The 11,730-nt window shown below is 71.4% G+C and carries 6 protein-coding genes; 4 read left to right on the forward strand and 2 right to left on the reverse strand.

Annotated features, from left to right (window positions below):
- The first annotated feature begins 175 nt into the window (after positions 1-175).
- The 3 genes from BCF44_RS05890 to BCF44_RS05900 all read left to right on the forward strand — a co-directional run bounded on the left by BCF44_RS05890 (position 176) and on the right by BCF44_RS05900 (position 6,710).
- On the forward strand, positions 176-5,419 hold the full coding sequence (locus BCF44_RS05890; protein WP_170217359.1) for a type I polyketide synthase: 5,244 nt from the start codon (positions 176-178) through the stop codon (positions 5,417-5,419).
- Between the two features lie 95 nt (positions 5,420-5,514).
- Positions 5,515-6,267: a thioesterase II family protein gene (locus BCF44_RS05895; RefSeq protein ID WP_116173087.1), complete on the forward strand. Its 753-nt coding sequence runs from the start codon at positions 5,515-5,517 to the stop codon at positions 6,265-6,267.
- A gap of 179 nt (positions 6,268-6,446) precedes the next feature.
- Positions 6,447-6,710 (forward strand): PqqD family peptide modification chaperone, encoded by a 264-nt coding sequence (locus tag BCF44_RS05900; RefSeq protein WP_211352904.1) that lies wholly within the window; start codon positions 6,447-6,449, stop codon positions 6,708-6,710.
- Positions 6,711-6,758: 48 nt separating this feature from the next.
- On the opposite strand, the gene BCF44_RS05905 is transcribed toward BCF44_RS05900, so the two are convergent.
- Entirely contained in the window at positions 6,759-7,607 is an 849-nt protein-coding gene (locus BCF44_RS05905) for a mycofactocin-coupled SDR family oxidoreductase (RefSeq protein WP_116173088.1), read from the reverse strand.
- Positions 7,608-7,868: 261 nt separating this feature from the next.
- On the opposite strand from BCF44_RS05905, the gene BCF44_RS55325 reads away from it, so the two are divergent.
- On the forward strand, positions 7,869-8,300 hold the full coding sequence (locus BCF44_RS55325; RefSeq protein WP_211352905.1) for a VOC family protein: 432 nt from the start codon (positions 7,869-7,871) through the stop codon (positions 8,298-8,300).
- 83 nt (positions 8,301-8,383) lie between these two features.
- On the opposite strand, the gene BCF44_RS05915 is transcribed toward BCF44_RS55325, so the two are convergent.
- Positions 8,384-11,668 carry a S8 family serine peptidase gene (locus BCF44_RS05915; protein WP_116173089.1) on the reverse strand — a complete coding sequence of 1,095 codons (3,285 nt, stop codon included), beginning with the start codon at positions 11,666-11,668 and terminating at the stop codon, positions 8,384-8,386.
- Positions 11,669-11,730: the final 62 nt, after the last annotated feature.

Genomic DNA, 11,730 nt, shown 5'->3' on the forward strand with positions numbered 1-11,730 from the left:
CGGCCATCCCGGTGACCAGGCTGCGCGAGGCGGGAATCCTCGCCCAGCTGCTGGAACTCGCCGGATCCGCGCCCGCGGACGTCGCCGACGACCAGAGCGAAGCGATCAAGAACATGGACATCGACGACCTCGTGGCCGCCGCCCTCGCGGCCGACAACTGACCGGGAGAACGGACGTGGACGCACAACTCGAGAAGGTCGTCACCGCGCTGCGCAAGTCCATGCTGGACAACGAGAAGCTGCGCCAGCAGAACGCCAGGCTCGTGGCGGAGGCCAGCGAGCCGATCGCCATCGTCGGCATGGCCTGCCGATACCCCGGTGGGGTGTCGACGCCGGAGCAGCTGTGGGACCTCGTCGTCGAGGGCCGCGACGCGGTGTCGGCGTTCCCCGCCGACCGCGGCTGGGACCTGGACGGCCTGTACGACCCGGAGCCCGGCACGCCCGACAAGTCCTACACCCGCGAGGGCGGATTCCTTTACGACGCCGCCGATTTCGACGCCGACTTCTTCGGCGTCAGCCCGCGCGACGCGATCGCCATCGACCCGCAGCAGCGGGTGCTGCTGGAGGTCGCGTGGGAGGCGATCGAGCGCGCGGGCATCGACCCGGCGTCGCTGAAGGGCAGCCGCACCGGCGTCTTCACCGGCCTGATGTACCACGACTACGGCCTCGGCTCGTCCGACGGCTGCCTCGTGTGCGGACGTCTGGCGTACACGCTGGGCCTGGAGGGGCCGGCCGTCACGGTCGACACCGCCTGCTCGTCGTCGCTCGTCGCCATCCACTCGGCCATGCAGGCGTTGCGCGGCAAGGAATGCAACCTGGCGCTGGCCGGCGGCATCACCGTGATGTCCAACGCCGACATGTTCGTCTACTTCTCCGGCCAGCGCGGCGCGGCGCCCGACGGCCGGTGCAAGTCCTTCGCCGCGTCGGCCGACGGCGTCGGCTGCTCCGAGGGCGCCGGCCTGATCCTGCTGGAGCGGCTGTCCGACGCGCAGCGCAACGGGCACCCGGTGCTGGCCGTCGTGCGGTCCAGCGGCGTCAACCAGGACGGGGCGTCCAGCGGCCTGACGGCGCCGAACGGCCCGTCGCAGCAGCGGTTGATCCGCCAGGTGCTGGCCGCCGGCGACCTCAAGGTGTCCGATGTGGACGTCATCGAGGCGCACGGCACCGGCACCAAGCTCGGCGACCCGATCGAGGCGCAGGCCGTGCTGGCCACCTACGGCCAGGACCGGTCCGAGCCGCTGTACCTCGGTTCGATCAAGTCCAACCTCGGCCACACCCAGGCCGCCGCCGGCGTCGCCGGCGTGATCAAGATGGTCAAGGCCATCGAGCACGGTCTGCTGCCCAAGTCCCTGTACGCCGACGAGCCGACGCCGCAGGTCGACTGGACCGCCGGCAACGTGTCGCTGCTGGCCGAGGCCCGCCCGTGGCCGTCGGTGGACCGCCCCCGCCGCGCCGGCGTCTCGTCGTTCGGCCTCGGCGGCACCAACGCTCACGTGATCATCGAGCAGGCCCCCGTCGAGGAGCCGGCGGAACGTGTTGTCACCGAGCGGGTCCTGCCGTGGATCGTCACCGGCAAGACCCCGGAGGCGCTGGCGGCGAACGCCGCCGCACTGTCCGCCGTGGACGGAACGGCCGCCGACATCGCCTTCACCCTGGCCACCGCCCGAACCCCGTTCGAGCACCGCGCGGTGGCGGTCGACCGTGCGGGCCTGGCGTCGATCGCCGAAGGCACCAACCACGTCGTGGCCCGCACCCAGGGCCTGGTGGCCTTCCTGTTCACCGGTCAGGGTTCGCAGCGCCTCGGCATGGGCCGCGAGCTCTACGACACCTTCCCCGCTTACAAGGAAGCCTGGGACCAGGCCATCACACCTGAGGCCGCGGCCGTTGTGTGGGGCCCCGACCAGGAGGCCCTGAACCAGACCGGCAACGCCCAACCCGCTCTCTTCGCGCACGAGGTCGCGCTGTATCGGCTGGTCGAGTCCTGGGGTGTGCGGCCGGACTTCCTGGCCGGCCACTCCGTCGGCGAGATCGCGGCGGCGCATGTCGCCGGCGTGCTTTCCCTCGAAGATGCCCGGAAGCTGGTGGCCGCCCGCGGCAAGCTGATGCAGGCCCTGCCGGCCGGCGGCGCGATGGTTGCCATCCAGGCCACCGAGGACGAGATCACGCTGGTCGACGGCGTCGGCATCGCTGCGGTCAACGGCCCGCAGTCGGTGGTGATCTCCGGCGACGAGGCCGCCGTCCTCGCCATCAAGGCGGACTTCGAGGCTCGCGGCCGCAAGGCCACGCGCCTGAGCGTCTCGCACGCGTTCCACTCGCCGCTGATGGAGCCGATGCTGGACGACTTCCGTTCGGTGGTCGGCGGCCTGACCTTCGCCGCGCCGAGGATCCCGGCGGTGATCACGTCCGCCGGCGGCGGGCAGTGGACCGACCCGGAGTACTGGGTGAACCACGTGCGGGAGGCGGTCCGGTTCCTGGACGCCATCCGCACGCTGGAGTCCAAGGGCGTCGCCAAGTTCGTCGAGATCGGCCCCGACGGCGTGCTGGCCGGCATGGGCGCGGGGTGCGCGACCAACGAGAACAGCGTGTTCATCGCCTTGCAGCGCAAGGACAAGCCGCAGGAGCACGAGCTGGTCGCCGGCTTGGCCAAGGCGTTCGCCAACGGCGTCGCGGTGGACTGGAAGGAGTTCTTCGCCGGCCTCGACGTGCGGCGGGTCGACCTGCCCACCTACGCCTTCCAGCGCCAGCGTTTCTGGTCGGATCTCCAGGCCGGCACCCGCACGGTCAAGGCCTTCGGCAACACCGACCACCCGCTGATCAACGCGGTCGTCGAGCTGCCGGACACCGGCGGCGTCGTGCTCACCGGCCGGCTGGCCGTCGACACGGACCCGTGGCTGGCCGACCACGACATCCTGGGCAGCATCCTGTTCCCCGGCACGGGTTTCGTGGAGCTCGTCGGCGACGCGGGCCGGCACGTCGGCTGCGACACCATCGAGGAGCTCACGCTGGCCGCGCCGCTGATCCTGCCCGAACGCGGTGGGGTCGAGGTGCAGGTGGTCGTCGGGGCCGACGACAACGGCCGCCGCTCGGTCGGCGCCTACTCGCGGATCGACGACGGCGACTGGATTCGGCACGCCACCGGCATCCTGACCGCCGCGACCGATGCCCCGGACTTCGATCTGACCGCGTGGCCGCCGGCCGACGCGACACCGTTGGAAATGGATGGTGCATACGATCTACTGCACGCCCGCGGTTACGGCTACGGCCCGACCTTCCAGGGCCTGAAGGCCGCGTGGCGGCGTGGCGACGACGTGTTCGCCGAGGTCGCGCTGCCCGAGGGCACCGAGGCGGCCCGGTTCGGCCTGCACCCGGCGCTGCTCGACGCGGCCATGCACGCCGACCTCGTCGACGACAGCGGCGAGGGGGCCACGCTGCTGCCGTTCTCCTGGAACGGAGTCACGCTGCACGCCACCGGGGCATCCGCGCTGCGGGTGTGGATCCGACAGGTCCGCGGCGACGAGGTGTCGTCGATGCGGATCGCCGACCAGGCCGGGCAGCCGGTGCTGACCGTGGCGGAGCTGGTCTCGCGGCCGGTGTCCGCCGAACAGCTCGGCGCCGGCCCGGACGACCTGTACGGCATCGAGTGGGTTCCGCTGCCGGCCACCGGCCAGCTGGGGTCCGCCGCCGTGATCGGACGGGACCTGGGGCTGGGCAAGGCCGTCCCGACCCTCGCCGACATCGACGTCGTGCCGGATCTGGTCGTGACGGTGGTGCCGGAGGTGCCGCAGGACCCGGCCGGCGTGCGCGCGGCCGCGAAGCACGTGCTGGCCATCGCCCGTGAGTGGCTGGCCGACGAGCGGTTCGCCCACTCCAAGCTGGCCGTGGTCACCGTGCGCGCCACCGGCGAGGACATCGACCTCGGCCAGGCGCCGGTGTGGGGCCTGATCCGGGCCGGCCAGGCCGAGAACCCCGGCCGGTTCGCCCTCGTCGACCTCGACGGAACCAGCGCCTCCGACAACGCGCTGCCGCACGCGCTGGCCGCCGGTGAGCCGGAGATCGCCGTCCGCGACGGCTCGCTGCTGGTGCCGCGGCTCGCTTCCGTAAGCGCTGTCACATCGGTGCCTTGGGACGCCGACGACACCGTGCTGATCACCGGCGGCACCGGCGGCCTCGGCGCTCTGGTCGCCAAGCACCTGGTCACCACGCACGGCGTCCGCAACCTCGTGCTGACCAGCCGCCGTGGTCTCAATGCCCCCGGTGCCGGCGAGTTGCAGACCGAGCTCGCCGAACTGGGCGCGACGGTGGCGATCGAGGCCTGCGATGTCACCGACCGCTCGCAGGTCGCCGCGCTCGTCGGCGGCATTCCCGGGCTGACCGCCGTGGTGCACGCCGCCGCGGCCGCCGAGAACGCCCTGATCGGCGCGGTCACCGACGAGGCGTTCGAGTCGACGGTCCGGCCCAAGGCCGACGCCGCCTGGCACCTGCACGAGCTCACCGGCGACCTCAAGGCGTTCGTGCTGTTCTCCTCGGCCGGCGGCATGGTGCTCGCCGCCGGGCAGGCCAGCTACGCCGCCGGCAACGTGTTCCTCGACGCCCTCGCCCAACACCGGCGGTCCAACGGCCAGCCGGCCGCCTCGCTGGCGTTCGGGCTCTGGGACTCCGGCGTCGGCCTCGCCTCCGACCTCTCCGAGGCCGACCTCTCCCGGATGGCCCGCCAGGGCCTGCCCGCGCTGCCCATCGCCGAAGGTCTCGCCCTCTTCGACGCCGGCATCGCCGCCGACCGGGCCGTGGTCGTCCCCATGAAGGTCGACGGTGTCGCCCTCGGCAAGCGCACCGACGAGATCCCCGCGCTGCTGCGCGGCCTCGTTCGCACACCGGCGCGGGTTGCGACGAAACCCACTGGCGGCCTGAAGAACCGTCTCGCCGGGCTGTCCGCGGCGGACCAGACCCGCGTCCTGCTGGACCTGGTCCGGGCCCGTGTCGCCGCGGTGCTCGGTCACGCCACCGTCGACGCCATCGCCCCCGACCGCGACTTCCGCGAGCTCGGCTTCGACTCCCTGTCGGCGGTCGACTTCCGGAACCTGCTCACCACCGAGACCGGCCTCCGCCTGCCCGCCACCCTCGTCTTCGACTACCCGACGCCGTCGGCCATCGCCGATTTCCTCCGCGAGGAACTCGGCGGGGGCGAGGCGCCGTCGACGCTGTCCGCTTTGGACGGTGAGATCGGCAAGCTGGAGGCGGCCATCGCCGCCGCCCTCACCGCCAACCCCGACGACACCGAGCGCTCCCGCATCGCCGCCCGCCTGCGCGCCCTGACGTCCAAGTGGGCCGACGACCAGCAGAGCGCCGGCGACGACCTCACCTCGGTCAGCGCCACCGACCTCTTCGACATTCTCGACAACGAACTCGACTCCATCGCGTAGCTCGTCATGCAGGGAAGGACGCCTTACCTGCAGTCAGCGAGGGTAAGGCGTCCTTCCCCGCATCAGCCCCGCCACACCGAGAGGATGTACCCGTCATGTCAGGCGATGCCTGGATCCGCCGCTTCCACCCGGTGTCGGACGCCCCGACGCGGCTGGTCTGCTTCCCGCACGCGGGCGGCTCGGCGACCTTCTACTTCCCGGTCTCCCGGGCGCTGTCCCCGGCGATCGACGTGATCGCCATCCAGTACCCGGGCCGGCAGGACCGGCGCTCGGAGTCCTGTGTGGACTCCATCGGCGAGCTGGCCGACATCATCGCCGCCCACCTGGAGCCGCTGGCCGACAAGCCGATCTCCCTGTTCGGCCACAGCATGGGCGCGATGATCGCGTACGAGGTGGCCCGGCGCATGGAGAAGGGCGGCACCGCGCCGCTGACCCTGTTCGCCTCCGGCCGGCGCGCCCCGTCCCGCTACCGGGACGAGCGCATGCACCTGGCCAGCGACGACGGCCTGATCACCGAGCTCAAGTCGTTGTCCGGCACCGACTCCGCGGTGCTGGGCGACGAGGAGATCCTGCGGATGATCCTGCCGTCCGTCCGCAGCGACTACAAGGCCGTCGAGACCTACCAGCACCAGGACGGGCCGCTGCTCAACTGCCCGGTCACCGTGCTCACCGGCGACAACGACCCCATGGTCACCATGGACGAGGCCGAGGCGTGGGCCGAGCACACCAACGGCCCCTTCGACCTGAAGGTGTACCCCGGCGGCCACTTCTTCATCAACGAGCACGCCGCCGCCGCGATGCGGCTGATCCGCGAGACCGCCGGAGTTCGGACTCCGCTGGCGGCCTGACCCACCAAGACGCGGCCGGTCCGGGAGAACCTCCCGGACCGGCCGGAGCAGTACCCGTCCTGTTTCATCCGACCAAATCGGCCATCCTGCGCGGGCGAAAGCCGCGAACGCCGCCCGAGGGCGGCGTTCGCGGCAGGACAGCGAGGTCACCGTAGAACCTGAGTGGGGTGCACGTGCCTGTGAAACCGACTGCCGGCGTCACCGCCGTGCTGCGTGGCGACGGCCGACTCGAACTGGTGTCGTCGACCACGGGCATCAGAATGCGGTGCGACACCGTGGGAACGGCGATGTGGATCGCGCTTCGCCAGCACGGTGGCGACATCGAGACCGCGGCCAGAACGCTGGCCGGGGCGTGGCAGACCGATGCCACCAACATCCGAGCCGACCTGGACCTGTGGGTCGACGAGCTGTGCGACGCCGGACTCGTCGGCGCCACACCGTAGTGGGACGGACCGGGCACTGACCACAAGTGCCCGGTCCGAACTCGGCTGTCAGAAACCCAGCTTCACCAACGCGCCGCCGTCCACCTTCAGCTGAAGGCCCGTGACGTAGCGGGACTCGTCCGACACCAGGTACGTCACCGCGTGCGAGACGTCCGAGGGCTCCACGTAGGGGATCGGCATCGCCTGGAAGGCGACGAAACCCAGCTCCGCGTCCTCGCGGGTGGGCTCCTCCAGGTCCGGGCGGAAGGTCCTGTACATCGGGGCGCTGTGCAGCATTGCGGTGTTGCAGTTGGTGGGGTGCACCGCGTTCACGCGGGTGCCGCTCTGGGCCAGCTGGAGCGCCAGCGTGTTGACGTACTCGGCCAGCGTCTGCTTGGAGAAGCTGTAGCCGGCGCCGCCGGGGCCCTCCGGGCCGTTGCCGCCGCGGCCCGGGATCAGGCCGGCCGCCGAGCCGATGACCACAATGGACGAGCCGTCGGCCAGGTGCGGCAGGGCCGCGTGCACGGTGTTGATGGCGCCGACCAGGTTGATGTCCAGGGTGTCGGTGAAGGCCCGCACCGGGCGGCCCTGGCCGATCGGGCTGATGCCGGCGTTGGCCACGACCGAGTCCAGCCGGCCGAGTTCGGCCACGCCCTCCGCGATGGCCGTCTTCAGGGCCGCGTAGTCGCGCACGTCCGCCTTGCGGGTGACGATGCGCCGGCCCGTCTTCTCCACCAGGCGGGCCGTCTCCTCCAGGTCCTCGGCGGTGGCCATCGCGTACTCGGCGATCTCGACGTCCTCGCACAGGTCGATCGCGATGATGTCGGCGCCCTCCTCGGCCAGCCGCACGGCGTGGCTGCGGCCCTGTCCCCGCGCGGCGCCGGTGATCGCCACGACCTTGTCTGCTACCCGGCCCATCAGGCCCTCCCACTGGTTTTGTTTGTCACAGCCGAAATCGATTGTCGGCCGTGACCCGTACGGGCCGCGAGCCCCCTTAGTGAAGCCACCAGTTCCACTAGGGGGATGACACCTGGGGTTGATTCGTGCACACGGCGCGTAGTATTCGGTGGTTCCTGTTTACGGGGCAACAACAGGGGTTCTAGGGGTGTGAAAGCGTTCCCAGGGCGGTTACCTTCATCGGTAGGCCCTATCTCGCCGTCCCTATCGTGAGGAGCGCTCATGGGTTCCCGGCCACCGATTCTCGTGGACACACTGCACACGCGGCTCCTGGTCAACAAGTACGTCGAATGCTTCCGCTTCTACAACGCCGTGCTGCCCGAGCTGACCGGCGCCAAGCTGGCCAAGGGCGACGAGCAGTGGCCCTACGCGCGCTTCGACGTCGAGTTCCAGAAGCCGTACCTGGCCCTGATGAACCGCCAGGTGATGACCCCCGCCGCCGGCGCCGTCGAGTTCTCCCGCGCCGCCGGCGACGCCTCCCTGCTCTGCTTCCGCGTCGCCGACGTCGACGCCGCCCAGGAGACCTGCCTGGCCGCCGGCGCCACCGTCGTCGTGCCGGCCGCCGACGTCCCCGAGTGGGGCGAGGACACGCGCATCGCCCTCCTGCGCGACCCCGACGGCAACCTCATCGAGCTCCAGTCCTCCCCGGACTAACCCCCTTGCTGGGACGACGTGCACGTACGTGACTGGCTCACTTGGCTCTGGCGACCGAGTGAGCCACTCACGTGCGCAAAGGGTCAGCTCACCACGTAGTGGTACGGCACGCGGGCGAGGACCTCGCCGGTGCCGAGCTGGGGGAGCGCGTTGCCGGCGGTGGTGGTCTTCGACAGCGGCACGGTGACGATGTTCAGGTGCCCGGACACCACCGAGCCGCTGGACGGCGGCGTGAAGGTGACGGTGATCGTCGCGGTGCCGCCGACCGGGATCGCCACTGGTGATCCGGGTTCCCGCACGGGGTCACCGGTGCTGGACGTGACGGCGGCGTCGAAGCCAGCAGTCACCATGGTGGCGGTGAGCTTGGCGTGACCGACCGGTGCCGGGGCAGCGCCGAAGGGACCGAAGGGCTGGACGGCGGTGCCCCACTCGCCGGGCCCGACGAAGCCGGTCGGTTCCTGAACCACCACCGTCGGATTGGCGGCATGGGGATCGCTGACGAGCTCGAAGCCGGCGGCAGGGCTCTGCGCGAGCAGCTGCATCGGCGTGCTCATGGTCGCGGCAAAGGTGATCTTGCTGGTCTCCGGCGGCACCAGGTAGTTCGGCCCGGCGATCGGCGGCACGTCGAACTCGGCGGGCCCGGAGTCGGGCGTCAGCGCCATCGGCAGCGTCTGCTGGGCAGTGGTCCGCGGATCGATGCCGACGGAAATCGGCTCCACACCGGTGTTGTGCACCGTCACGGCCACGGTGGTGGGCTTGCCGGCCGGCAACCTGAGCGGCAACGGATCGGCAGCCACCGACACCTGGTCGAACTGGATACGGCCGGTGAACGGCGTGGTGGTCGCAGTACCGCTGACCGGCCCCTGCACGACGATCACGTACCGCCAACGGCCGGGAATCGGGTCGGCGACGGTCAACTGGAGCCCGGCGCCCTTGGTGCTGTTGATGTCGGCGACCTCTCCGTGCGGGTCGACGAGCAGCCCGGCCACGACCCCGCCGCCGGCGGGGAACTGCGTGCTGACGTCGACATCCTTCTTGCCGACGGGCACGTCGAAGTCGTACGTGAGCGTCTGGCTGGGGGCGTTGGACCGCCCGTTGCCGCCGGTGATCGTGCCGGCGAACGTGTCACGCACGACGCTGCGCACAACCGCGCCGACGACGGTCCGCTGTCCGCCGGAACCGGAGAAGGCGACGTCGTAGTCGGCGTCGCCGCCGGACGCCGGGGTCGGCATGGTGATCGCGACCGGCACGGTCTGGCCCGGCGCCAACGTCAGTGTCGACGGCGTCACCCGCCCGTACGGCGCGGTCTGCTCGGTGGTGGTCCGCAGCTGGACGTCGCCGGTGTAGCCGGCGGCGCTGGCCGGCGAAACGATCACCGCGGTCCACCTGCCGGCGACCGGCGACGGCACGTCGACGCCGGCGAAGTTCGCCGACACGGTGGCGCTCTGCGGCTGGCTGCTGGTCGCGAACGTGCCGTCGGGAGTGAGCAGGACCAGCACCGCCACGGGTGTGACGGAAGCGCCGTTGACGGTCTTGGCGTCGCCCTTCCACGCGATGCTCGCGGCCAGCCGCTGCGCGCCCGGCGGCACGTCGAAGGTCACCTTCTTGTACGCGCTGGCGGCGCCGGTGGTGCTCGCGTAGGTCGGCAAAGCTCGCGCGTCGAACGGGATGGTCTGCGTCTGGTCGCTCTGGGTACGGAAGGTGCGCCCGGCGGCGGAGACGGTGGTGGGCGTCTTGCCGGTGTTGGTCACGCGCACCAGTGCCGTGTGCGAAGTGCCCGGCGCGCCCTCGAACGTCACCTGGCTGGTGGACAGCGTGAACTGCCCCTGGCCACGGGCGGCGTCCACGGCCGTCCGCGCGTCGAGGAGCCCGGCCCCCTGCTCGTCACTGGGCATGCCGAGGTCATGCGCGGTGCCGGTGAGCAATTCCTTCACCACCGCCGGAGTCGGAGTGCGGCCGTGGTGGGAATTGCGGTACGCCTGGATGACCAGCGCGGCGGTGCCGGCCGTGATCGGCGCGGATTCGCTGGTGCCGCCGAACAAAAGCAGGTCGGTCGGCTTCGGCGGGGTGTTGAAGTCGGTGCAGCCCGAGAACGCGGGCGCGCAGGCGGCCCAGTCGTCGTTGCCGGGCGCGACGAGGTCGATCGTGCGGCCGGCCTGGCTGATGCCGGACGAGGAGAACGGCGCGATGCCGTTGTCGAGCCACTTGCCGTTCGTCGACAGCGGCGTCCCGGTCGCCCCCGCCTGCATGGACGCCTGGAAGTTGGTGCTGGCGCCGACCGCGATCACCTGCGGGTCGGCGGCCAGGTTGGAGATGGTCGACGTGCCGCCGCTGTCGCCGGTCGCCGTGACCACGGTGACGCCGGCGCGCACGGCCTGGTCGTTGAACGCCCGCACGGCGGAGCGCGCGAGGTTGTCGGGGTAGACGTTCCCGCCGAGGGACTCGTTGATCACGTCGACGTGGTCGACGGTCACCGCGTAGTCGATCGCCTGGAGGATCGACGAGTCCGACGTGCCGTCCGGGTTGTCCCAGTTCAGCCCGACCAGGCTGGCGTCGGGCGCGACGCCGCGCAGCACGATGGTGCAGCCCGCCGGCAGCGGGTGCTTGGCGTTGACGAACTTGGACAGGTCGTGCACGACGGTGCCCTGCGCCGCGATCATGGACGCGTCGCCGAAGGCCTCGCCCTCGGCCGTGGTCGTCTGCGTGCCGGTGCCGCTGAAGTCCTGGTAGTCGACGAACACCGGGGAGCCGTCCGGACGGATGAAGTCCGGGGCGTGCGGGTCCATCTGGTCGCCGATGACGGCGACCTTCACGCCGGCGCCGGTCGCGATGTCGGCGGCGCTGGGCGTGCCGTCGGCGCTGGCGGCATGGACCGTGGCCAGCGCCTGCGGCTCCAGCAGCGGCTTGGCCGGGTCGGTCGGGCACAGCGCGTTCGGCGGCTGGAGGTTGGCCGCCTTCGGCTCGGCGGCGCCGCCGCTCGGCTTGCCAGCCGCGGGCTTGGCCACGGCGACCTTGCGGTCGGGCACGACGGTAGCCACCGCAGGATCCCGGCTCAGCGCCGCGGCCTGCGCGCCGGTGACCGTCGCGGCGAAGGCGTTGCCGAGCGTGTAGTGCTCGACGTTGCGCGGCGCGGCGCCGGCGAGCCGCCCCAGCACGGCGTTCTGGGCGTCGTCGGCCTGCTGGCGGCGGCTGCCGGTGTCCTGCGGTGTGGCCGCCGCGGCGAGCTGGTCGGAGAGCACCACGATCACCGGCTGCTGGCCGGTGTCGTCCGTGGCCGCGAGGGAACTGCCCGCCGGCGAGGTGGCGAGCAGGCCGCCGACCGTCACCGCCGCCAGCGCCAAACGCGCGTTTCGAGAGGAAAGCCTCATGCGTGCACCGTCTCCGTGCGTCGAAATGAGCGTTCGCTGTCCAGATTCGCAAATCAATGCGT

The sequence above is a fragment of the Kutzneria buriramensis genome (assembly GCF_003387475.1).
Taxonomy (GTDB): Bacteria; Actinomycetota; Actinomycetes; order Mycobacteriales; family Pseudonocardiaceae; genus Kutzneria; species Kutzneria buriramensis.

What these genes read in the sequence shown, in the direction of transcription:
- BCF44_RS05895 (WP_116173087.1), top strand. Translation starts at nt 5,515, where the DNA reads ATGTCAGGCGATGCCTGGATCCGCCGCTTCCACCCGGTGTCGGACGCC.
- BCF44_RS05905 (WP_116173088.1), bottom strand. Translation starts at nt 7,607, where the DNA reads ATGGGCCGGGTAGCAGACAAGGTCGTGGCGATCACCGGCGCCGCGCGG.
- BCF44_RS55325 (WP_211352905.1), top strand. Translation starts at nt 7,869, where the DNA reads ATGGGTTCCCGGCCACCGATTCTCGTGGACACACTGCACACGCGGCTC.
- BCF44_RS05915 (WP_116173089.1), bottom strand. Translation starts at nt 11,668, where the DNA reads ATGAGGCTTTCCTCTCGAAACGCGCGTTTGGCGCTGGCGGCGGTGACG.